Origin of the sequence: Paenibacillus sp. JMULE4 (genome assembly GCF_013337105.1) — a bacterium.
Classification (GTDB): Bacteria; Bacillota; Bacilli; order Paenibacillales; family NBRC-103111; genus Paenibacillus_G; species Paenibacillus_G naphthalenovorans.
The window spans coordinates 557,881-579,755 of sequence record NZ_SGWF01000014.1 but is presented as its reverse complement, the minus strand read 5'-3'; the positions used below and the strand labels follow the sequence as shown (position 1 = coordinate 579,755).

The 21,875-nt window shown below is 52.8% G+C and carries 19 protein-coding genes; 9 read left to right on the top strand and 10 right to left on the bottom strand.

Features of this window, described 5'->3' with window-relative positions; translation table 11 throughout:
• Positions 1-193: 193 nt before the first annotated feature.
• Together EXW96_RS15695 and EXW96_RS15690 are read right to left on the bottom strand one after the other, a co-directional pair.
• Positions 194-1,435, bottom strand: coding sequence for a YheC/YheD family endospore coat-associated protein (locus tag EXW96_RS15695; protein WP_254611398.1), 1,242 nt, complete (start codon positions 1,433-1,435; stop codon positions 194-196).
• A gap of 61 nt (positions 1,436-1,496) precedes the next feature.
• The gene (locus tag EXW96_RS15690; RefSeq protein ID WP_174350928.1) at positions 1,497-2,870 is read right to left on the bottom strand and encodes a YheC/YheD family endospore coat-associated protein; all 1,374 of its coding nucleotides are present in this window, start codon (positions 2,868-2,870) and stop codon (positions 1,497-1,499) included.
• A gap of 150 nt (positions 2,871-3,020) precedes the next feature.
• Here EXW96_RS15690 and EXW96_RS15685 point away from each other — a divergent pair, with 150 nt between their 5' ends.
• Positions 3,021-4,193: a DUF445 domain-containing protein gene (locus EXW96_RS15685; protein WP_074727249.1), complete on the top strand. Its 1,173-nt coding sequence runs from the start codon at positions 3,021-3,023 to the stop codon at positions 4,191-4,193.
• Here the strand turns inward: EXW96_RS15685 and EXW96_RS15680 are convergent.
• Entirely contained in the window at positions 4,157-5,290 is a 1,134-nt protein-coding gene (locus tag EXW96_RS15680; RefSeq protein WP_174350927.1) for a CdaR family transcriptional regulator, read from the bottom strand. The genes EXW96_RS15685 and EXW96_RS15680 overlap by 37 nt on opposite strands.
• A gap of 155 nt (positions 5,291-5,445) precedes the next feature.
• Here EXW96_RS15680 and EXW96_RS15675 point away from each other — a divergent pair, with 155 nt between their 5' ends.
• Genes EXW96_RS15675 through EXW96_RS15665 form a run of 3 tightly spaced genes read left to right on the top strand, consistent with a single transcriptional unit; the run spans position 5,446 to position 8,766 of the window.
• Positions 5,446-6,591, top strand: a complete 1,146-nt coding sequence (locus EXW96_RS15675) for a glycerate kinase (RefSeq protein WP_307722566.1) — start codon at positions 5,446-5,448, stop codon at positions 6,589-6,591.
• A 17-nt stretch (positions 6,592-6,608) separates the two neighbouring features.
• The gene (locus EXW96_RS15670; RefSeq protein ID WP_174350926.1) at positions 6,609-7,568 is read left to right on the top strand and encodes a D-2-hydroxyacid dehydrogenase; all 960 of its coding nucleotides are present in this window, start codon (positions 6,609-6,611) and stop codon (positions 7,566-7,568) included.
• Between the two features lie 37 nt (positions 7,569-7,605).
• Complete coding sequence (locus tag EXW96_RS15665) at positions 7,606-8,766, top strand: NAD(P)-binding domain-containing protein (protein ID WP_254611397.1); 1,161 nt, start codon at positions 7,606-7,608, stop codon at positions 8,764-8,766.
• Positions 8,767-8,926: 160 nt separating this feature from the next.
• On the opposite strand, the gene EXW96_RS15660 is transcribed toward EXW96_RS15665, so the two are convergent.
• From EXW96_RS15660 to EXW96_RS15650, 3 genes are all read right to left on the bottom strand, one after another.
• Positions 8,927-11,515 carry an Ig-like domain-containing protein gene (locus EXW96_RS15660; protein ID WP_074727245.1) on the bottom strand — a complete coding sequence of 863 codons (2,589 nt, stop codon included), beginning with the start codon at positions 11,513-11,515 and terminating at the stop codon, positions 8,927-8,929.
• 463 nt (positions 11,516-11,978) lie between these two features.
• Positions 11,979-12,797 (bottom strand): Cof-type HAD-IIB family hydrolase, encoded by an 819-nt coding sequence (locus tag EXW96_RS15655; RefSeq protein ID WP_062406945.1) that lies wholly within the window; start codon positions 12,795-12,797, stop codon positions 11,979-11,981.
• On the bottom strand, positions 12,794-13,567 hold the full coding sequence (locus EXW96_RS15650) for a DeoR/GlpR family DNA-binding transcription regulator (RefSeq protein ID WP_074727244.1): 774 nt from the start codon (positions 13,565-13,567) through the stop codon (positions 12,794-12,796). The genes EXW96_RS15655 and EXW96_RS15650 overlap by 4 nt, the downstream gene beginning before the upstream one ends.
• 194 nt (positions 13,568-13,761) lie before the next feature.
• Here EXW96_RS15650 and EXW96_RS15645 point away from each other — a divergent pair, with 194 nt between their 5' ends.
• Together EXW96_RS15645 and EXW96_RS15640 are read left to right on the top strand one after the other, a co-directional pair.
• Complete coding sequence (locus tag EXW96_RS15645) at positions 13,762-14,865, top strand: acyltransferase (protein ID WP_309225112.1); 1,104 nt, start codon at positions 13,762-13,764, stop codon at positions 14,863-14,865.
• A gap of 74 nt (positions 14,866-14,939) precedes the next feature.
• Complete coding sequence (locus EXW96_RS15640; protein ID WP_074727243.1) at positions 14,940-15,221, top strand: hypothetical protein; 282 nt, start codon at positions 14,940-14,942, stop codon at positions 15,219-15,221.
• 87 nt (positions 15,222-15,308) lie between these two features.
• Here the strand turns inward: EXW96_RS15640 and EXW96_RS15635 are convergent, their stop codons facing one another.
• From EXW96_RS15635 to EXW96_RS15620, 4 genes are all read right to left on the bottom strand, one after another.
• Entirely contained in the window at positions 15,309-15,641 is a 333-nt protein-coding gene (locus EXW96_RS15635; protein WP_074727242.1) for a hypothetical protein, read from the bottom strand.
• A gap of 138 nt (positions 15,642-15,779) precedes the next feature.
• Positions 15,780-16,133, bottom strand: coding sequence for a YtpI family protein (locus EXW96_RS15630; protein WP_235594323.1), 354 nt, complete (start codon positions 16,131-16,133; stop codon positions 15,780-15,782).
• Positions 16,134-16,171: 38 nt separating this feature from the next.
• A complete protein-coding gene (locus EXW96_RS15625; protein WP_062406949.1) occupies positions 16,172-16,681 on the bottom strand; it encodes a sporulation membrane protein YtrI in 510 nt (169 codons plus the stop codon).
• Positions 16,678-17,010: a YtrH family sporulation protein gene (locus EXW96_RS15620; RefSeq protein WP_062410828.1), complete on the bottom strand. Its 333-nt coding sequence runs from the start codon at positions 17,008-17,010 to the stop codon at positions 16,678-16,680. The genes EXW96_RS15625 and EXW96_RS15620 overlap by 4 nt, the downstream gene beginning before the upstream one ends.
• A 199-nt stretch (positions 17,011-17,209) precedes the next feature.
• Here EXW96_RS15620 and EXW96_RS15615 point away from each other — a divergent pair, with 199 nt between their 5' ends.
• The 3 genes from EXW96_RS15615 (at position 17,210) to EXW96_RS15605 (ending at position 21,820) form a co-directional block, all read left to right on the top strand.
• Positions 17,210-20,782, top strand: coding sequence for a DNA polymerase III subunit alpha (locus EXW96_RS15615; RefSeq protein ID WP_174350925.1), 3,573 nt, complete (start codon positions 17,210-17,212; stop codon positions 20,780-20,782).
• A gap of 89 nt (positions 20,783-20,871) precedes the next feature.
• Entirely contained in the window at positions 20,872-21,366 is a 495-nt protein-coding gene (locus EXW96_RS15610) for a phosphatidylglycerophosphatase A family protein (RefSeq protein WP_054819142.1), read from the top strand.
• Positions 21,367-21,628: 262 nt separating this feature from the next.
• The gene (locus EXW96_RS15605; protein WP_054819143.1) at positions 21,629-21,820 is read left to right on the top strand and encodes a hypothetical protein; all 192 of its coding nucleotides are present in this window, start codon (positions 21,629-21,631) and stop codon (positions 21,818-21,820) included.
• Positions 21,821-21,875 lie beyond the last annotated feature (55 nt).

Genomic DNA, 21,875 nt, shown 5'->3' with positions numbered 1-21,875 from the left:
AAAACTGGCTTCGTATAGATGTGCTTTGCGTTTTGCCGGAGGCAAAACTGGCTTCGTAAGGAATGAGGCAAGAGGATATGAAAACTTTGCGACTGGCAAAGCAGTTCTGATTCGTAGGTACTGTTGGCTTCAGGAGAAGGAACGAGCCTGAGCGCCGATGCGTTCTTTTTTGACGGATGACGTGATTTCCGGCCTAATGGTTTTTTGGCATCCTTGCTCCTTCAACGACTTTCCCGGAGAGTCTTCTTCCCGTGCCTCCGAAATTTTTTCCACGCTTCCTTTCGTCCTGCTGCCGCAAGATATACCATGCATAATGAAGGGGATTGGCCAAAGCTGCACACCTTGCCTGATCGTCTTGCAAATAAGTAAAGATGGAACGGCCGGGCTTGGAATTCACTTCAAGAATCCATAAATTACCGTCCCGGTCGACGCCGTAATCTATCCCGAGCTCGACGAGCCGTCCGTGATATGATTCCAGAGCGATCGGCAGCTCCTCCGAGAGGCGAGTCAGCTTGCGAAGAAGCTCCTCGGCGGCTTCCCGCCCGAATTCCCGGGCGAGGAAGGGAGCGGCGGGCTCTGCCGTGCCTCCTCCATGCAGGTTTGAAGTCAGGCTGCCGTCCCGACCCCGGCGAACAGCCATGCCGGTTAACTGCCAGCGGCCGGTGCCGTTTTTTTGCGCCAGCACGCGCACGTCGTACGCTTCGCCATCTTGGGTCTGCAGCGGCAGATACTGCTGCAGCAGGTAGCTGCGCCGCGCGACAAAACGGCGCAGCCATTCCAGCAGCGCGGCCTTGTCCGCGAAATCCCGCTCAAAAGCGCGGTTTCGCTTATCGCGTCCGCGCACGGTAAATGCCGGTTCAGCGGTGTTTACCGTTCCGGCCGCGGGGAGCGGCCTGCTCCGCACGAGCAGCACGCCGCGGCCTTGCGAGCCGCTTTGTGGCTTCAGGATGACTTCCCGGCATTCCCGGAGCCAGTCTGCCACCGTCCGCATGCCGCGCAGTCGTTCGGTCCGGGGAAGATAAATGCCAAACCGTTCATCCTGCTCCAACAGCTGCTGAACGGTCCATTTGTCTTTAAGGCCGCACCCTAAAAGGCGGACGGACGGGTGTTCGTCCAGACGGCGCATTGCCGCCCGATATGCTGCGTACTGATGCCGTTCGGTGAAAAAACACCGGTCATACACGACGGACGGCAGCGGGAATGTCCGGCACATCCATTGCTTATGATCAGGATCATAGGCATAACCTGTCACTTGCTTTCTGCTCCAATCGATGCCAAGCGGAGTAAACACGAATACCATCAAACCGCTTCGTCTACCGGCTATACACAAGCTGCGGTAGAAGCGGCGGTTTCGAAAAGGCGGATCCTCATCGGTATGCGTCGTCATGATGCCTACCGAACGATCAGCGATCCTCATGAAGCTGGAGATCATCATGCGCGTCACCCCATAAGTGCAGGGAGCTTCCCGAACGGGAAGCCGCCCGAAATGGTAAAACTTAAAAGCTTGCGGAATGTCTGGCGTATTGTACAAGCTTTTTCACCGAAGGCCGGATTTTATTGTCCGCTGCAAGCGGCGTGTTGTCTTCTTTCGACGGCTTCGAATTGACTTCGATCAGCCAAACGCGTCCATGGATATCGATAGCCAGATCGATGCCGAGCTCTGCAAAATGGCCAGGCACTTGTGCTTCGATTCCTTTGGCGATCTGCACCGCCGCCCGGCGCAGCTTCGGAAGTCCGCCGGATGCGGCGGCAGAGCCTGAGCGGGCCAGCGCTTCTTTTACGGTGCTCAAGCTTCCGCCCCGGGCGAGGTTGGAAACAAAATGATGATTTCCCGCAATCCGGGCTACGATGGAGGTAATGGCCCACTGCCCGGTTTCGCCGCGCTGCACTAAAGCGCGGAAATCGATCGGCCTTCCGCCCGCCGTCAGCAGATCCAGTCCCTGCTGGATTTGATAGCGATGTTTTTTCACTTTTCCGGATACGGCGGCAAACACGCCGGTTAGCGAGGAAAACGATTGTTTACGTGCGCCGCTCAGATTGGTAAAATGACAAATGTACGATCCGTCCGGCTGTTTGCGTATCCGAATGATTCCTTTGCCCAGACTTCCCGTAACGGGCTTGAGAAATACGGTTTTATGCTTTGCGCACATGGACTTCAGCATTTGAAAATTCCGCAGCAGGTATGATTCCGGTAAATAAAGATGCAGACCGCTCTCATTGCGGAGCGCGTCAAAGACTTCCGTTTTGTCCAGATATTTCTCGTTAAACATGATGGTGTTATGACGGGTTTTGACCTGGTTTATAAAATGTTGAACATTCGGCCGTTTTTCCAGCTTGCGCGAGGTAAGCCGATTGTAGAGGACATTCGGGATCGGGAGGTTGAGCTTTTCCCATTTCTCACCTCCGGCATAGCGCCACCCCTGAACCGTATCGCTCTGCCCGCGAAGGTCGTCCGGGGTGCAAAAGAACACTACGGCGCCATACAGCTTGCATGCATCGGATAACTCCCTGCAGAATGCCGTGTTCGCGCCAAACAATTTGTCGGGCGACGAAGGATGGACGCGACTGACCATCACGCCGATCAGCGGTCCGATTTGAATCGTACGTGTTCCGGATTTGTACTGCAAACACAACTGGTCACCCTGCGACAGCCCCCATGCGGCAGCAAGCGTTTTGCTTATGCGAAGCGTGCCGGTTTGCGAAACAGGCATAATCTTTACTTCCTGCTTGCTTGCTCCGAAGCGCAAATGCAGAGTAGTGTGAAGCGGGATTTTCCATTTCTTTGCGATCGCATCGCTGAGCATCAGAACGGAGCCGTCCGAGGAAATGCCGGGGTTTTGTATTTGAATCCTGACCTTTGTTCTTTTCATGCGGAACTCCTTCCCAGCAAGGGCTTGCCGTACGGCATGCCTCAGCATGCTTGGAACATTACCAAACGAACTACTTCATCATATGAGGGCGTTTTCCCCTTGGTGAATGGGAAAGAGCCTCTACTTGCAAAAGGATGTGAACTTCGCAGCATGTTGAATGTCTGGTTTATTTTAATGAATATAGCTGTGGCCGGTTTTGTGGGCGGGGTAACCAACCACCTGGCGATCAAAATGCTGTTTCATCCCCGCCGGGAATGGCGCCTCTTCGGAATAAGGGTACCTTTTACGCCGGGTCTTATCCCTAAACGCAAGGACGAAATCGGCCGCTCGCTTGGCAAAGTGGTAGGAGAATATCTGGTTACCGCTCACGGGCTCTCGCAAATGCTGCAAAAGCCTGAAACGAAAGCCCGTCTGGAACAGGCGCTTGGCCGGATTGTAACGGATTGGACGGGACGGGAGATCACGGTACGCGAACTGCTCGCCAAGTGGCTGACTCCCGAAAAGGCGGATGAATGGATTTCGCGGCTTGCCGGATGGCTGCGGGAGCGTACGGGGCGGGGAATCGAATGGCTTTGGCTGGAAAAGGGCTTGGGAGATATGAAGCTGTCGGAACTGCTTCCGGATTGGTCGGAAGAGAAGCGGGAGCGCTTCGTAGAATGGGGAGTCGACTTGTTGATTGAAGAGATCAGGAAGGAACTGATGTCACCGAACGGGGAACATATGCTGCGTCAAATGACGAACCAGTTCATGGGGCAGACAGGCGGTTTTCTGGGCGCGCTGGCCGGCATGTTTATGGATGAATCGAAGACGGTTGAAAAAATCCGGGCGGCTCTTCTTCAACAGCTGGAATCCGCAAATGTGAGGATCACCCTCGGTCATTTTATCCGCAAAAAAGTAGAGCAATTTGAAGACATGAGTTTGTCTGTTGTGCTTGAAGCGGCGGCCAAAGAGGAGAGTCTGCCTTTTCTTAAAGAAAAAGCGCAGTCGCTGCTCCGTTTTGAGGATTGGCTGCATAAGCTGGGAGAGGCCCGCCTGGATGAGGCACTCGGCCGTTACAGGGAGACGCTGCTGGAGTATACTCCCGAAGTGGCAGAGCGCCTGCTTGCTCTTCTTGCGAATCATATGGAACGGATCATAGAAGCGATCGAGCTGCCGAAAATCGTCGAAGGGCAGATTGCCCGCTTTCCGATTGAGCGCGTGGAGGAAATCATACTTGGCGTGTCGGGCAAAGAATTCCGGGCCATTACCTGGCTGGGAGTTTTGCTCGGCGGAATCATCGGGTTGATTCAGTCGCTGCTGCTGCCCTTGTTTAATTCCATGTGAAAGCTTTCCGGTCTGAACCACAGCACAAACTGAAGCAGAACGGCATCTTGAAATTGTTGGGGATCGTAGCCCGTTAACGCCTTGATTTGCTCCAAACGGTAAATCATCGTGTTCCGGTGAATATTCAGCATTTTTGCAGAGCTTGCAATACTCAGGCTGCAGTCGAAAAACGCCTGCAGCGTCTCGCGCATTTTGTCGTTCCAGTAAGGCTGAATTTTAGTCAGCAGCCGGTTGCGGTGCTCTAATGGAATTTCATGAACCAAAGCTTTGGCTTCCACGGTGTCAAAGCGGACCAGGGGGCGGTCCTCGGATTCGCCCATACGGAGGGCGAGATCCGCTTCCGTAAACCCGAGACGGATCGCTTCGCGGGTCATGACGGGAGATCCTACTCCAATGGTGTGCTTCAATGCCTCCCGCTCTAATAGCTCCGTCAGCTTGACAAGCTTATGCTCAACGCCTTCCGGGGGAATCTCATAAAAGAGAAAAAGCAGTTTTTGCGGCCGGTACTGACTGATCAGCACCTTGTCCGATTGGAACATGCGTTGGACCTTGGCAAGAAGGCCTTCATTTCCTTTATTTTCCGAAGGCAGCTTGTAAGCGGCGGCAGCCACCTGATAGGGAGGGCTGAACCGGCAGTGAAGCGTCTCTAGTCTTTGATCGATCATCGGCAAATCCGGAGCGGAGGATTGGAGAAGCTCCTCTACAATCAAATCAACGGTCATTTGCTTCCATTCATCCTGCAGCTTCAGATGTTTCTGCCTGATCATGAGCTCGGTCGTCATCTTGACCAAATGGCCGAAAGGCTTGACCTCATTCGGGGTGCCCGTAATGCCGATCGCTCCTACCACCCGTCCATTATAATGAACGGGCAAATTTATCCCGATGTGAGCTCCGTTCCATTGCGGGACATGATGCTCCTCTACGATCAACTCCCGGTTTTGCCGCATGGCTTCTGCGGCAGCTTCATGGTATTGTCCGATACGGCCGGCATCACCGCTGGCGATAATCGTACCTGTCAAGTCCATGATATTGATGTTGCGGTCAAGCCGTTCCATCGTTTCCTGAACGATTTCGGCGGCCAATTCAGGGGTTAGCATCAGCAGTCCTCCTCTACTTGCATCCTTTTGTATATTATAACTGAATTTGAGTTGAAAATAACTTCAAAATTTAGTTAAAAGCAATAAAGAAAGCGATTACGTTTTCGTGTATGATAAGGATAACAGCAGATAAGATCAGACGGGAAAGAGGATGAATGATGAAAATTGTAGTCGCACCGGATTCCTTTAAAGGAAGCCTGACGGCCGTACAGGTAGGCAATATCATGGCCCGGGCCCTGCTTCAGGAAATTCCATCAGCTGAAGTGAACGTGATTCCTATGGCGGACGGAGGAGAAGGTACAGTCGACGCCTTGGTCAAAGCGACGGACGGCAGCATCGTTCGGCTTCAAGTCACAGGGCCTAGAGGAGAGCGTGTGGACACGTATTATGGCGTCATTACGGATCAAGGAGAGCCTGCTGCGGTTATCGAAGCGGCCAATGTCATCGGACTGCCTATGGTGCCCAAGGAGCACCGGAATCCTCTGCACACGACGACCAGAGGGTTGGGTGAAGTCATTCGCAGCGCTCTGGATCAAGGCTATCGGCGATTGATCATCGGGCTTGGGGGAAGCTCGACCAACGATGGAGGATTGGGGCTTCTTATTGCGCTTGGAGCCCGTTTTACCTGCAAGGACGGACGAGCTGCGGAAGGATACGGCCGTGAGCTCGGGCAGCTGGCCGAGGCGGATTTGAAAGGCTTGGACCCGCGTCTTGCGGATTGCCGAATTACGATTGCCAGCGATGTGACGAATCCGCTGCTCGGGCCGGAGGGCGCTTCCCACATCTTCGGTCCGCAAAAAGGAGCTTCTCCCGAGATCGTACTTCAATTGGACAAAGGCATGAAGTCATATGCTGACCTGCTGGAGGCCCGAATGTCCCTTAGTCTGCGGGATCAGCCGGGAGCCGGTGCCGCAGGAGGGCTTGGCTTTGCGCTGTTGGCCCTGGGAGCGAATATGGTTCCCGGCGCTCGATTGGTGGAAGAAATGTCCGGTTTGAAGCAGCGGATCGATGAGGCGGATTGGGTGATGACCGGAGAAGGCCGAAGCGACGGGCAGACTTTGTTCGGCAAGCTTCCATATCATGTGGCGCAACTGGCCAAGGAAGCAGGAAAGGAAGCTATCCTGATCTCCGGCAGTCTCGGAGACGGCAGCGAACGGCTTACGCCCCATTTTGCCGGCTGCTTTTCTGTCGTACGCGGCCCCTCGACACTTGAGGAATGCATGGAGGATGCCGAGAACCATTTGTTTCAATGCACGCTGAACGTAGCCCGTTTGTTGTATAAAGCTTCAATCAGATCATAAGGAGGAACCATGCGTACATGAAAATCGTTGTGTTGGACGGATATACCCTGAATCCGGGGGATTTGAATTGGAAGGGTCTGGAGGAACTCGGGGAAACGGTCATTTATGACCGTACCCCTTCAGACGAAATCATTCGTCGGGCCGCGGAGGCCGAGATTGTGCTTACAAACAAGACGCCGCTCTCGGCGGACACGCTTTCGCAGCTGCCGAAGCTGCGCTATATCGGTGTTCTGGCTACCGGATATAATGTGGTAGATATCCAGGCGGCCAAGGAGAGAGGAATTCCCGTTACGAATATACCGGCATACGGAACGAACTCCGTGGCGCAATTTGTATTCGCTCTGCTCCTGGAGCTGTGCCACCGGACACAGTGGCACAGCGATGCCGTTCACGGGGGGGAATGGTCGCGAAGCATTGACTTTTGCTTCACCAAGACGTCCCAAGTAGAGCTGGCCGGCAAGACGCTGGGCCTGATCGGGCTTGGGCGCATCGGTACCCAAACGGCCAGGATTGCCCGCGCTTTCGACATGCGGGTCATCGCAGTCGGCAGCGGCAGAAGCGTACCTCCGCAGGTGGAGGGAGTCGAATGGGTGGAGCTGAATGCGCTTTTGGAGCAGTCCGATGTGGTCAGCCTTCACTGCCCGTTGACACCTTCCACGGAAAAGTTCATCAACGCGGAGCGAATCTCGCGTATGAAGCCTTCGGCTTTTCTGATCAACACCTCGCGAGGTCCTTTAATTGAAGAGAAGGATTTGGCGGCAGCGCTCAATGAAGGGCGTTTGGCCGGAGCGGCTCTGGATGTGCTCTCCGTCGAACCGCCGACGCAGGACAATCCGTTGTTCGGAGCCCAAAACTGCATCATTACTCCCCATATGGCTTGGGCTACTAGAGACGCGAGAGCAAGATTATTGGATACAGCCGTAGGCAACGTGCGGGCTTTTCTTGAAGGCCGGACGGTTCATGTGGTAAATTTGTAAAAAACAATCCTTTTTTATCCAATTTGGAGGGGGAAAAATGACCATGAAACTGGCTTTTATCGGACTTGGCAATATGGGGCTCCCAATGGCTCGGAATTTGGTGAAGGCGAATTACGAAGTGTACGGCGTCAATCGAAGCAAGGCCAAAGAAGATGCTTTCGTGAATGCCGGAGGGAAAGCGGGACGATCCGCAGCTGAATTGGCTCAGGATGTGGATGTACTGATGACCTGCCTTCCCATGCCCGCTGATGTGGAAAAAGTGTTCCTCGGTGACGACGGAGTCATTCCAAACGGCCGGAAGGGATTGATCCTGATCGACTTCAGCACGGTATCTCCCGACCTGAACCGAAAGATCGCAGCCAGAGCGGAAGAAGCCGGCATGTTCTTCCTGGATGCTCCTGTCAGCGGGGGAACCGTAGGAGCCGAGCAGGGCACGCTGTCCGTTATGGTGGGCGGGGAGAAGGCTGTATTTGATCAGGTTCTTCCCATTTTAGAGGTCGTCGGAAAGAACATTTACCATGTTGGCGCGACAGGCAGCGGTAACGTGGTGAAGCTGATCAATCAGCTGATGGTCGGAATACATACCCAGGCCGCGAGCGAAGCGATGGTGCTCGGTGAAGCTATGGGCGTTTCCAAAGAGACGCTGCATCAAATATTAAGCGCCAGCTTCGCTCAGAGCCGGATTTATGACCGGCACTACACGCAATTTGTGCAGAAGAATGCATTCGAGCCGGGCTTCGCTTTAAATTTGCTGCACAAAGACATGACCTTGCTCGAGTCGATGGCTCAGGAAAGCGGCACCCCGATTCCGCTCGGTTCTTATGCCGGGACGATGCTCGCATCCGCGAAGGCCGGAGGATTCGGCGACAAAGATATGTCGTCCATGTACTTATACAACAAAGAACGCGCAAGCGTGAAGACAGAGCGGAAGTATTTTGCCGTGTTCCTTCCCATGAAGGATGCGGAAAAAAGTCAGATCTATCGTCCTCAGCATCTGGCCTTTCTGGAGGAGCAGCGCAATGCGGGCAGGCTCTTTGCGAACGGCCGCTTCGCGGACGGAGGCGGCGGCTTGGTCGTTTACATCGCGCAAAACGAAGAAGAAGTGAAATCGTGGGTGGAACAGGATCCTTATATTGTTCAGGGGGCCAGAAGCTACGAAATTCACGAGTGGGATCTGGTGAAAGGCCACTTGTTTTAAGGTTTCATTGTCCTTAAGGCCGTCCGGTTTCCATACGGTTTCATTCGATAAAAAAAGCCTGCAGCTCCTTCCGTCAGGAAGGTTTGTCTGCAGGCAGGAGGATCCGCTTCGGCGGATCCTTATCATTTTATAAAAGATGATAAAAGCTGGATGTTATTGGTTAGTTCACGATGACATATACCGTCGTTTTCTTCTTGGCATAGCTTACCGTAACCGTCGCCTTCCCTTTCCCGGTAGCTTTGATGATCCCGTCCTTCACATCGGCAACGCGAATGTTGGACGAGGTCCATAGCGCCGGAACGCTAACATCTTCCTCCGACAGGTCAGCAAAGGTAGCGGTCGCTTTTACCTTTGCAGTGGCCCCCTGCTTCAACTCTACCTTAACAACGTCCGTTTTCAAATATTTCAGCTTGTCGACCTCTGTAGGAATCGCAATGCTTTTGCCGCCAAAAGATACGGAGATCGTCGCATTGCCTGCGGATACGCCCGTTACTAAACCATTGTTTACATTGGCGATTTTATAATTGCTTGATTTCCATTGAGCGCTGGCGGTTACGTCTTTTTTGCTTCCGTCCGAAAGCGTGGCGGTCAGCGTAATTTGTTCCGTAGACCCGGATTTCGTGGAAATGAACCGCTTATCCACCTCCAACGTCTGTACGACACCGATCTCTACAGATATCGAGACCGTTTTGCCGCCGTATTTTGCCGTAATCGTAGCTTTTCCGCGAGAGACTGGAGTCACCGTGCCCTTATCCACCGTGACGATCGCGGTATTGCTCGATGTCCAATCCGCTTCCGCCGTTACATCCTTGACCGTTCCGTTTGCATCGGTGGCATTTAACGTAATCGCCCTCGTTTCGTTCAAATCGAAGTGAAGAAAAGCCGGATTTGCCGTCAGCTTGTCGGCCATATCCACTTGAACCGTAAAGGTCACCGTCTTGCTTTCAAATGACGCCGTAATGGTCGCTTCCCCGGAGCCAACAGCAGTAACCACACCCGCATCAACCGATGCCGCTTTGGCATTCGAGCTTGTCCATTCGGCTTCCGTGGAAACCTTCTTTGTCGTACCGTCCGTATACGTTGCAGTCAAGTCAAGAGCTTGAGCCGCTCCTTTTTTTAAAGACAGGATGGTCTGGCTTGTTGTAGTCAAGCTTTTCAGCACGCCGACGGATACTTGGACGGTTGTCGATCTTGTTCCGTACTTGGCCGTAATCGTAACAGCCCCGGTACCTACACCGGTAATCTGGCCTTTGCTTACTTCGGCGATGGCCGAAGAGCTTGTCGACCATTCCGCTTTATCGGTAATATCCACGGTTCTTCCGTCGCTGTAAATGGCGCTTAGTGTAACCTGTTCGTAGCCGCCGACTTGAAAGCTGACGGTTTTCAAGCTTGGCTTGATCGTAATCGGGATGTCCACGGATACTTTAATCGCAACGCTTTTACCGCCGTAATTGGCCGTCACGGTTGCTTCACCGGCTTTATAAGCGGTTACCTTGCCGCTCAAAACGGAAGCGACGGCATCATTGTCAATCGACCATTTGGCCTGGTCCGTTACATCTTCCTGCGTACCATCAGCATATGTGGCCCATAATACGATGGAATCGCTTTTGCCCGTTTGCAGATCCAGCGTATCCTTTTCCGGCTCCAGCCTTTTCGGCACATCGACGTCGACGGTCACGGCCGCTGTTTTCTGACCGTATTTTGCCGTAATGATCGCTTCGCCCGATGCATTGGCAAACAATTTGCCTTTGACGACGCTAACGACAGCTTCATTGCTCGAAGACCATTCCGCCCGGCCGGTAATTTCCTCTGTGTTTCCTTCGGCGTAGCTTGCCGTCAGCTTCAACTGCCGGGTGTCGTTCTTTTTCATTAATATGTTTTCCATTCCGAGATCGAGCTTGATGGCATGATCGACATCCACTTTAATCGTGGCCGATTTCGTTCCGTAAGATCCGGTGATCGTCGCCTGTCCCGGACCGTATCCGGTAATTTTTCCCTTCAGAACGTCGGCGATATCCGGGTTGTCCGATTCCCATTCAGCCTTGTCCGAGACGTCTTCCGAGGACCCGTCCGGATAAGTGGCCAGCAGCTGTACGGTATCCGAATCGTTTAATAATAAAGATACTTTCGATTTATCCGGATCGACGCGCTTCACAATTTCGATATTGACCGGGATAGATACGGACTGGTTGTTATATTTGGCCGAAACGATAGCCGTACCTGAATTTTGCCCCGTAACCAAGCCGTTGACCACCGTAGCGACCTGACCATTATCGATATTCCAATCGGCTTTCGAAGTCACGTCTTCCGAAGCACCGTCATCATAATAGGCGGTAAGGGTGACCTGTTCCGATTTGCCTTTGCGTAAATCGATGGTTTGCTTATCCTTGATCAGCGACCGGACACGCTTGTTCACGGTCACGTTTACGATCACGGTTTTTCCCAGGTAAGTCGCCGTGATGACGGCTTTTCCTTCTTTTTTTGCGGTGACCACTCCCGCGTATACCGATGCGATATCCGATGCTCCTGAATTCCAGTCCGTTTTAACCGTCACCTCTTCTGTCGTTCCGTTAGTATGCACGGCCGTAGCTGTTAAAGCTGCGGTGCTGCCAACCTCCAGCGTCAGCTCGTTTTTATTCAGCACCAGACTGGAAATTTCCGCAGCCATCGCGCTCATTGCGCCAAAGCTGCTTGATACGATCGTCAAAACAAGTAACCCCAGCAAAAGCTTTTTTGCCCGCAAGCCCATATAGTACCATCTCCTTAGTCATTTTTCTGATAGGTCAATCTTTGTCAAAAAAAGACCTTCTCCAGTCTCCCGGCTGCAAGCCCAATTTGGGCATTCTTCGTGACTTTGAAACCGCAATCCTCCTTTTAGATGAAAAGTCTTTCGTCTGAATAGGGGTCTCCATGAGCTCGTTTTCCTGCTTTGATCGACGACATAATTTTGGAAACCTCACCCATCGTATATCGACGGGATTCTTCAAAAATTTTAGTTTTGGAAGCTGAAAGAATGCTGAAAATGTACTCTTCGGATAAAACACTTAAGAAATAACGCCATCAGCATAAATAGAAATCTGTAAACTACCTTCAAAAACAAAAACAGGGCCGTCCCATAAGTCAACCCTGGAGTAACTGGATGACTGAGGGACAGCCCTTGTGATTTTCAGCGTAACAGTGACAATCTGCCGCCGAAGGCGGTTCTAGCCCTTTCAGCTGCTCCGGTTCGAGCGTCCGTGAAGAGAGGCATTGTGTGAGAGGATCCGTTTAATGCCTTCCGCTACACCCGATACAGAGTGCGCCGCTTTTGCCTGAACGTCAGGGTGGCTGGCAGCCATCGCAAAGCTGTGCGGCGTGACTGCGAACATGGATAAATCATTAAACGAATCGCCAAAGCAGGCGGTCTCCTCCAGCTTCATGCCCAAATGTTCAAGAAGCGAGAGCAGTCCGGTGCCCTTGGAGGTGTGCCGCGGCATGACATCCATGCAGTCCACATCAGAGATATAGGCATCAATGGCTTCGCCATACTTGCCTTTCAACACCTTCTGGAACTGCAAAAGCTCGCCGACATCGCCCATGAAGGAGATTTTGCCGCATACCAGCTGCCGGCCCAGCTTTTCCTGCAGGTCGTTCATTTCCACAAGCGGAGCCATCAGACGGCTGCTCAGCTCTTCCGCCCGTTCGCTCCAGCGTTCTACGACATAGCTGTCGGGGGCGGCGATCAGGGTCAGGAAGGGTGTACCGGAAGCCGCCTGCGCAAGATCCGCGATCAGCTCGCGTTCAAATGCGCTTTGATGAATCAGCTTTCCTTCCGCGGTGTGCACGTAAGCGCCGTTTTGGGAGATCGCGTGACCGGTAATCCCCAGCTCCTCCATGACGCTGACGATTTCGGGCCGCATTCTTCCGGAAGCGAATGCAACGGCAATCCCTTGTGCCTTTGCTTCTTGGAGCGCCTGTCTATCTTCCGGACGAACGGCCTTATGGTTGTGCAGCAGAGTGCCGTCCAAATCGCTGACAATCAATCGGATCATGGTTCGTTCTCTCCTTTGGCAATCATGATATTGATATCGTGGCGCAGCAGCGCTTCTTTCATCCCGTCCTCCGGCTCGCGGTCGGTGATCAGAATGTCGATGCTTTCCAGTCCGGCTACCCGGTAAAATTGGCGAAGCCCGAATTTCGTATGGTCCGCCAGCACAATGACCTGATCGCTTCTGCGCATCATTTCTTTCATCACATACCCTTCTTCTTCAAAAGGGTTTGTCAGTCCGTCGGGGGTAATCCCGCTGGTGCCGATGATCAGCTTGTCGGCCTGATAATCACGCAGCATTTCGAGAGTCCGTGCGCCAAAGATAAACCGGTGACGCGGATGCACGACGCCTCCGAGCAGATGGACGGTAATGCCCGGTCTTTGCGAGAGAAGTCCGGCGATGTCGATGGAATTGGTCACGATCACGTGCCCGTCCGTGCGCAGCTCTTCCGCCGCATTCATGACGGTGGTCGAGGCGTCCATGAACAAGTAGTCTCCTGTCTGCACCAAGGAGGCGGCCAGACGTCCGATGGCCCGTTTTACGGCGGGCTCCTCCTGAAGCCGGTCTCCGTAGCCCGAGACATCTTTATTGAGCCCGCGCCATATCGCGCCCCCGCGGGTACGCAGAATCTGGCCCTGCTCCTCAAGCTTGACGATATCCCGGCGAGCCGTATCCCTCGAAACCTGAAACAACTCGCAGATGTCTTCGACGGAGATTCGCTGATGCTGCCGAATATGCTCCAAAATGGCGATCAATCGCTCCTCTTGGTACATGGTCCGCTCCTTTCAACCCTTCGTTTTTATCAATTATAAGCATTATTACTTAAATTGTGCAAGCATTTATAAGTGATTGTAAGTATTTTCTCGCAGATATGGCAAATCAGAGATTCGTTCCATGCTCCCGAATATGTTACAATGTCATGAGAAGTTGCAAAGTGATTATTTTCAAAGGAAGGAAAAACCTGATCGTGGCTACTGCAAAACCGAAATCAAAACCGAAGCTGTTAGAACTGGACGTCGTCCGGGCCATCGCCATACTGGCGGTGCTGATTATTCATTCGACGTCGGATGCTACCGTGGAGCTTCCGATTGGAAGTGGCTCACAGGCCATGTATTTGGCGCTGAACAAGCTGAGCAATTTTGCCGTTCCGGTCTTTATTATCGTGAGTGGAATCGTACTTTTTTACAAATATCAGGGCGAAAGCTTTGGCGGCAAGCAGGTGCTTCAATTTTACGTCAAGCGTGTGAAGCATGTGCTCTTTCCCTATGTGCTCTGGTCGTTGTTCTATTACTTGTACAACCAGTGGATTTTCGACAGGGAAAACTTGCATATGGATTGGTCCAGGTTCGCCGATTTGCTGCCATGGGCCGAGGCATCTTATCATTTGTACTTTATGGTGATTATCGTCCAGTTTTATTTGCTGTTTCCGCTGATGATGTGGCTCTGCCGGTTTGCCTGGTTCAGGAGAAGCCTGATATGGATCGGTCTTGTCATTCAGGCGGTCTTTTACTCCTACAACCATTGGGTGGAGCCGATCAACCACATGCCGTCGCTTTGCGTCAATTATTTCAGCATGTTCACGCTGGGCGGCTGGATCGGTCTTCATTATGAGACGTTTGCCGCCTGGCTGAGAAGACATACCGCATGGGTGCTGCCGGCTGCCGTCGTCATAGGCTGCAGCTTCCTGGGACTGTTCATGCTGGAGGGTCGGACAAGCATTGTTCTTGACGGAGCCTGGTATCATGTGCTCTTCTTCGTTTATGCGGCGTTCGCAGGGCTGAGCTTGATCCGGCTGGGACAATTGCTGATTCGCTTCGCCATGCCTGCGGCCCGGGCGCTAATGGCGCTGGGGGCCGTTTCCTTCGGGATTTATTTGATTCATCCGGCGGTGCTGACTTACTACCGCACTCATTTTCCGAATGAAAGCGGAGCGATCGGGCAGTACCATCTGTATACCTTTACGGCGTTCGCTCTGAGTCTGATCATTCCATGGATTCTGACTTACGCATACGGATTGGCTGTCCGGCTGCTGCGCCGTCCCAAGCCGAAGTCGTCTGCACAAGGAGCCTGAACGGTGATATTCGGACCTCATCCTTCATACAATGGATTGTACAAGTCTTTTGAGAGGGAGGAGGGCATGCAATCATGAAAGGAATCAAAAATATCGTATTTATAGGGCTGACGCTGGGCATGCTGATTTACGCTGTACCGAAGCTTAAAACGACGGGGCTTGACTGGTCGCTTGAATCGGTATTCGGACTCGGCTGGATCGCTTTTGCTCTGCTTGTAGTGGCGGCCCATTTGCATCAGCTGCTGGGCGTGGAGGAAGAAACGAAACGGGAGCTTTTGAAGGTGAAGCGCATGAAGCGGTGGAAGATGGAGCAGGCGCTGCAAGGCAGACGCAAGCTGCTGCAGGTAAAAAAATAATGGATACGCAAAAAAGGCCTTTTTTCCTGTACAGGGTGAAAATGGCCTCTTTTTTGCGTACCGTTGTCCTTGTTCGGTTCTGCCGGATTAAATGAGCAGGGTGATGGCAAGCAGATCGAATAATACAAGAGGTAAAATGACATTGCTGTAGTACGAATAGTACGGAAAGTAAGGATAAGGACCAGGCAGTAAAGCCCGGCTGTGTCCCGGCAGCGTTTGCAGGTATAAGTGGTGGTTGTCGACATGCACGATGATGCCGTCGAAGGTCTGGCCGTGAACGGTTTGTACGCGCACGGGCTTGTGTACGTGTTGGGAGCACACGTGAAGAAGTTTTTCTTTGCACTTGCCGATGACTTCCAAGGCATTGGCTTCCAACTCGTAAATGGGCTGCTGCTGCCCTGCATGGGGAGCCTTCTCCATGATGATCGGACACCTCCTAAGGATGCAAGCTACTTCCATCCTATGCAGGCAAATCACGAAATATTAAGTATAAAATGTTGTAAAACGGTCGTATGAAAAGCAAAAACCGCCGGAAGCCCCGGACGGTTCGTATGGCTTTTAGCGCTTGAAGTGGAAGTAATTGCGAAGACCTGCGTAGAAATTAAACAATCCCAGAAGAAGGCACACCGTACCGAAAATTCGCCTGATAACCGAATCCTCAAAGAAGAACAACTGGGTGATGGAGATGATAATCAGCATGATCCCCATCGCAATATTCATCTTGGATGAGAGCAAGCCTCCGCGCTTCGGGTCCGTCTCTCTGCGGAAGCGATAGCTGTAAAAAACGGAAAAGCCAAGTGCGATGAAAATGAGTGTGCTGAGAGCGATCTGAATATTGGCAATCATGTTGGAAAGGCACATCCTTGTCGACAGGTTACATTCTTTAGTAATCACTTTACCGATTTCCGCCATGAAAATCAACCGGTTACCACCTGATGAATCGGGGGCGATCACGCCATCGGAATTCGTTTCCATTCCTTGACCGTGACCCAAACCTTGAGCTCCGTTTGCGTCAAGACGATCCATCTGACCGATTGGACGATGTAGTCCTTGTCCAGAACCCCTGTATACGGTTTTTCTTTTAGAATCTGCTCGTACACATCCGGCATGGCTGCAAAATCCGAAATTTTGCGGCCGACGATAATTTTTTTGAGCTCGCCGTGGATTCGGCGCTTCAGCTCGCTTTCCGTTATTTTATCCAATGGAGAATCGTCGGCCGATTCCACATAAATATTCAGCAGGTTGATCGTATTTTGTTGATTTTTGTTTTTTTTCAAGTCCTCCACTTCCCCCTCCAATCTGACATTTTCAGACACGAGTTCCCTGTTCTGAACGATCATCATATTAAGGCGCTGGTTATAGATACTTAGAAAAAGTGCGGCGCCGATGATCATGCCGGCAATCAGCAATCCTACCGCACGCAAAACATTTCCTGCCGATTCGTGAGGGGGAATTTTCAACCGCTGCTCCCTCCCTTGCAGATCCATTGAATAAGCGTCGTGCCCATATGGGCCCCGATAAATGCGCACACGATGTACATGATTTGTTGAATGGCAGGAGAAATGTGGCCGTCATGAAAATGAGTTTCGATCGCCCGGATCGGATCAATCGTTCCGCCGATGGCGGCAACCATAGCCCATATTTTGATCTGCTCCGACACATTCATCATTTTGTATACGGGAGGCTCCAATGTAATGACGGCGCTGATTCCCGCCAGCATGGTTCCCCCAAAAACAACCCCGAACGCCACGAAAAAATCCAGCAAGCATTTGGATAAAAATACCGCCATCATTTCCACCCTTTCCCGTTCTTTGACTGTTCGCTATAGGGCGGACCCATGCTGAAAGAGGTTGTCCCCCGTAAGCAGCCTGCCGGCCCCGACCCTCGAATGCTTCTTCATCTAAATATATGGCACACTTGTTCGCCTTATGCTAAAATAGGTACAAGATTTTTTTTGAGGGATTCAGTAAGTATAGGAGGCGGCCCGGATGGGCGATATCGATTTTGTCCATTTGCATGTGCACAGCGAATACAGCTTGCTTGACGGCGCCGCACGCATTCAGGATCTGGTTCAGCAAGCGGCCGAGCTTGGCATGGAGGCTTTGGCGCTTACGGACCATGGCGTGATGTACGGTGTTATTCCTTTTTACCGCGCGTGCAAGGAACGGGGCATCAAGCCGATCATCGGCTGTGAAATGTACTTTACTGCGGGTTCATTACGTACAAAGGGCACCAGACAGGAGCAGCCCATCTATCATTTGATTCTGCTCGCCAAAAATCAGACCGGCTATCAAAACCTGATGAAGCTTTGTTCCATTGCGCATATGGAAGGCTATCATTACAAGCCGAGGATCGATCTCGAACATCTGGAGCGCTATTCGGAAGGACTGGTGTGCACGAGCTCCTGTCTGGGGAGCGAGGTATCCCAGCATTTGCTGCACGGACGCTATGAGGAAGCGAAGGAAGCGGCGCTCAGGTACCGGGCGATATTCGGAGACGATTTTTTTCTGGAGCTGCAGGATCACGGGCTTCCGGAGCAAAAAAAAGTGATGTACGAGATGATCAGGCTTGGCCGTGAGACAGGGATTCCGCTGATCGCCACCAATGACGTGCATTACGTACGGGAGCAGGATCATGCGGTGCAGGATATATTGCTGTGCATCGGCACGGGCAAAACCGTGGAGGACGAAGAGCGGCTCCGCTTTCATTCTTCACAGCTGTATCTCAAGAGTAAAGACGAGATGGCACGGATGTTCGCCCATGTACCGGAAGCGATAGCGAACACGGCGGCTGTTGCTGAACGCTGCAATCTGGAGCTTGAATTTGGGCGGTTCATCCTCCCGCAGTTCGATCCGATTCCGGAAGGGTTAACGGCCGGCGCGTATCTTGCGGAGCTTTGCGGGCAAGGGCTTAAAAGACGCTACTCCGCTCTCAAGGAATGGCAGGACGCGGCGTGGAGGGAAGCGGTGGAGCAGAGGCTTCAGTATGAGCTCGACGTCATCGAAAGGATGGGTTACTCCGATTATTTTCTGATCGTGTGGGATTTCATCCGTTTTGCGCATGAACGGGGCATCGCTACGGGACCGGGACGCGGCTCGTCCGCGGGCAGTCTGGTTGCCTACACGTTGAATATCACGAATGTGGATCCGATTCGCTACAACCTGCTGTTTGAGAGGTTTCTTAATCCCGAGCGGGTGTCGATGCCCGATATCGATATCGATTTCAGCGATCTTAGACGCGATGAAGTCATTGACTATGTGGTTCAAAAATACGGCAGGGATCGGGTCGCCCAGATCATCACCTTCGGTACGATGGCCGCTAAAGCGGCGGTAAGGGATGTGGGACGGGCGCTGAATGTGCCGTATAACGAAGTGGACCGCGCGGCGAAGCTGATTCCCAATCAGCTCGGCATGACGCTGGAGGAAGCGCTGCGCGTCAGTCCCGAGCTGAAAGCGCTGGCCGACAGGCAGCCCAAGACGGCGGAACTGCTGTCGCTTGCCATGAAGGTCGAGGGCATGCCGAGGCATGCGTCTACACACGCGGCGGGCGTCATCATTTCGCGCGAGCCGCTGACCCAGTACGTGCCTCTGCAGGAAGGAAACGAGCAGACAGCGCTGACGCAGTATCCGATGGAGCATTTGGAAGCGATAGGGCTGCTCAAAATGGATTTTCTCGGACTGCGTACGCTTTCCATCATTGAGCGTACAGTGGAGTGGATCCGCGAGCAGACCGGTAAGGCTCCGGACTGGACACAGGTGCCGATGGACGATCCGGCGACCTACGAACTGTTGGGCCGCGGAGACACGACTGGCATATTTCAGCTCGAATCGCAAGGGGTTCGGCGCGTGCTCAAGGAGCTGAGGCCGTCGGATTTTGAAGATATTGTCTCGGTTCTCGCCCTGTACCGGCCGGGCCCGATGGAGTTTATTCCGAAGTATATCGGGGGCAAGCACGGACAACTGCAGGTGGAATATCCGCATGAAGCGCTGGAACCGATTCTTCGGGATACTTACGGCATTATTGTTTACCAGGAACAAATCATGCAAATCGCTTCGCTGATGGCCGGCTTCAGTCTGGGGGAAGCGGATTTGCTGCGCAGAGCGGTCAGCAAGAAGAAACGCGAGGTACTGGATCAGGAACGGTCCCACTTCGTTCAAGGCAGCTTGGGACAGGGCTACAGCGAAGCCGAAGCGAACCGGGTGTACGACATGATCGTCCGCTTCGCGGACTACGGATTTCCGCGGGCTCATGCGACGGCTTACGGCGTTTTGGCGTTCCAGACGGCTTATTTAAAGGCTCATTATCCTGTGCAGTTCATGGCTTCGATGCTTACCGCAGTCATGGGCAGCCACCATAAAGTGGCGGAATACGTGGACGAATGCAGGCGGATGGGCATAGCGGTACTGCCGCCGGATGTGAACGAGAGCGGCTTTTTGTTTACCCCGGTCCAAACCCGGGAGGGCGGCGCCATTCGTTTCGGGCTGGCAGCCATCAAAAATGTCGGCACAACCGCGATCGAATCGATCCTGAAACAGAGGGAATCCGGTCCCTACCAAAGCTTGATCGACTTCTGCCGACGCATCGATCTGCGGGTATGCAACAAGCGCGTGATGGAATCATTGATTCAAGGGGGCGCCTTCGATTCGCTGCCGGGACACCGCGCTCAGCTGCTGGCGATGCTGGAGGAGGCCATCGATGCGGCCGTCAAGTGGCGAAAGGACCGCGAGGATCTGCAGCTCGTTCTGGAAGGATTTGGGTTTACGGAAGAGGTGAATTGGGAGGTAGAATATCCGGATATCCCTCCATTTACGTTGACGCAGCAGCTTGAGCTGGAAAGAGAACTGACCGGTCTTTATATCTCCGGCAGTCCGCTTGACGAGTTCGAGTCCAAACTGCATAAGCTTGAGCTTGATCCTTTGTCATCGCTGCAAGAATATCCTGACGGAAGCGATGTGATGGTAGCCGGGCTGGTCACGGCAAGCAAGACGATCGTGACCAAGAAAGGCCAGCCGATGGCGTTCATGGAACTGGAAGACCGTGTCGGCAAAACGGAGGTTGTCCTCTTCCCGGAGGTGTGGAAAAAATACGCTCCGCTCGTGCAGAAGGGAAAGCCGGTGCTCATCATGGCCAAGCTGCAGCTCGGAGACGAGGACTATAAGCTGTTTGCCAACCAGCTGCTGGCGCTGGACGACCCGCACCTGGAGCAGAAGGCGGTCAAACCCGCTGCTTCCGCGGCGGGAGGCAAGTTTTCCCGAAGCGAACGAGGGCCGTCCCCGCCAGCCCGCAGGCAGCCGGCTGCGCCGAAGGCCGCCGGGGCCTCGGCTGCTCCGGTATCCCAGCGGGTGTATATCCGAATCCCCGCGCAGCATGAGCAGCCCGGCGTTCTCTCCGAGCTGAAGCGGCTGATTGCGCAGCATACAGGGGCACTGCCGGTTGTACTCTACTATGAGAAAAGCCAAAAAACGCTGGGCTTAAGCGATAAATACAAGGTAAGGCCCTCTCCGGAGCTTTTCCGGCGCATTGAAGAGCTGCTCGGTAAAGAATGTGTAAAAGTGAAATAATTCCGTCTTCCTCCGCATACATTTAATAACCCGTACGGCATCGGCGTGCTGCCGACCGATCTGATGGAACTGGAGGAGGCGTTGTTTTTATGCCGCATCAATCAATTGTCGAATATCTGGAGAAGCGGGGCGTGAGTGTCGAAAGTATTGCCGATATCGTGTACAAGCTGCAGCATCCCTATAATCCGGCGCTTTCCAAGCAAGCTTGCGTGAACAGCGTAATGACCGTTTTAAAAAAAAGGGAAGTGCAATATGTGTTGTACACCGGAATTGCGTTGGATGAGTTGGCGGAGAAAAAGCTGCTTCCCGAACCGCTGCAGGGATTGATGGAAACAGACGCCCCCCTGTACGGTGTGGACGAAACGCTCGCGCTTGGGATCGTTCATGTGTACGGAATGATCGGACTGACCAGCTTTGGATTCCTGGACAAGCAGAAAATAGGCATTATCCGGGACTTGAATAACCATAAAACGGGGATTCACGTGTTTCTGGATGACCTTGTTGCGGGACTTGCCGCAGCGGCTTCGGCGCGCATTGCCCACAAGCACCAGGATGAATTGGACGGCCTTCCTCCGGTTGAATGAAGTCTTTTTTGGCGAAATGCCGATGATATTTAAGAAATCAGATCTCCCCGAAAAGCGCTAAGGTTCGGTTGCGGGCAAAAGAGCACTTATGATATCATTAATCCAATATGTCCGTGATTCAGAACGTGGGCCATAAGTTGTATCCACATTACTGAATCACCTTGACAAACGCTCGCGTCCTCAGCTTTCCTTATGAAAAAGGTTGATTTGCCAAGCTTTAGGACAGCGCTGCCGTTTTAACCTTGGGGAGGTCTTTTTTTTCATGTGGACGGTAATCTATATCGCTCCGACAGCCAAAATCGCTGAGAGAATCAAGCAAAGACTGACGGAAGAGGGCTTTCTTGTACAGGTGCGCGCGATCAACATGACAAAAAATCAATTTGAAATTTTAGTTCCCGAAGGCGAATTGGAAGAGGTTCAAGAGGTTCTAAACACCATTTTGCATAGATCATAGCCACAAGTACCGTTTGGGCACGGACAAGTCCATCATTCGCAAGTGAGGTGTAGAC

Excerpts from the sequence above, each read along its gene's own strand:
- EXW96_RS15675 (WP_307722566.1), top strand. The coding sequence starts at position 5,446 with ATGATGAAAATTGTAGTCGCACCGGATTCCTTTAAAGGAAGCCTGACG.
- EXW96_RS15660 (WP_074727245.1), bottom strand. The coding sequence starts at position 11,515 with ATGGGCTTGCGGGCAAAAAAGCTTTTGCTGGGGTTACTTGTTTTGACG.
- EXW96_RS15650 (WP_074727244.1), bottom strand. The coding sequence starts at position 13,567 with ATGTACCAAGAGGAGCGATTGATCGCCATTTTGGAGCATATTCGGCAG.
- EXW96_RS15665 (WP_254611397.1), top strand. The coding sequence starts at position 7,606 with ATGACCATGAAACTGGCTTTTATCGGACTTGGCAATATGGGGCTCCCA.
- EXW96_RS15640 (WP_074727243.1), top strand. The coding sequence starts at position 14,940 with ATGAAAGGAATCAAAAATATCGTATTTATAGGGCTGACGCTGGGCATG.
- EXW96_RS15685 (WP_074727249.1), top strand. The coding sequence starts at position 3,021 with ATGTTGAATGTCTGGTTTATTTTAATGAATATAGCTGTGGCCGGTTTT.
- EXW96_RS15655 (WP_062406945.1), bottom strand. The coding sequence starts at position 12,797 with ATGATCCGATTGATTGTCAGCGATTTGGACGGCACTCTGCTGCACAAC.
- EXW96_RS15630 (WP_235594323.1), bottom strand. The coding sequence starts at position 16,133 with ATGGCGGAAATCGGTAAAGTGATTACTAAAGAATGTAACCTGTCGACA.
- EXW96_RS15690 (WP_174350928.1), bottom strand. The coding sequence starts at position 2,870 with ATGAAAAGAACAAAGGTCAGGATTCAAATACAAAACCCCGGCATTTCC.
- EXW96_RS15615 (WP_174350925.1), top strand. The coding sequence starts at position 17,210 with ATGGGCGATATCGATTTTGTCCATTTGCATGTGCACAGCGAATACAGC.
- EXW96_RS15670 (WP_174350926.1), top strand. The coding sequence starts at position 6,609 with ATGAAAATCGTTGTGTTGGACGGATATACCCTGAATCCGGGGGATTTG.
- EXW96_RS15610 (WP_054819142.1), top strand. The coding sequence starts at position 20,872 with ATGCCGCATCAATCAATTGTCGAATATCTGGAGAAGCGGGGCGTGAGT.
- EXW96_RS15695 (WP_254611398.1), bottom strand. The coding sequence starts at position 1,435 with ATGATGATCTCCAGCTTCATGAGGATCGCTGATCGTTCGGTAGGCATC.
- EXW96_RS15620 (WP_062410828.1), bottom strand. The coding sequence starts at position 17,010 with ATGGCGGTATTTTTATCCAAATGCTTGCTGGATTTTTTCGTGGCGTTC.
- EXW96_RS15635 (WP_074727242.1), bottom strand. The coding sequence starts at position 15,641 with ATGGAGAAGGCTCCCCATGCAGGGCAGCAGCAGCCCATTTACGAGTTG.
- EXW96_RS15680 (WP_174350927.1), bottom strand. The coding sequence starts at position 5,290 with ATGCTAACCCCTGAATTGGCCGCCGAAATCGTTCAGGAAACGATGGAA.
- EXW96_RS15605 (WP_054819143.1), top strand. The coding sequence starts at position 21,629 with ATGTGGACGGTAATCTATATCGCTCCGACAGCCAAAATCGCTGAGAGA.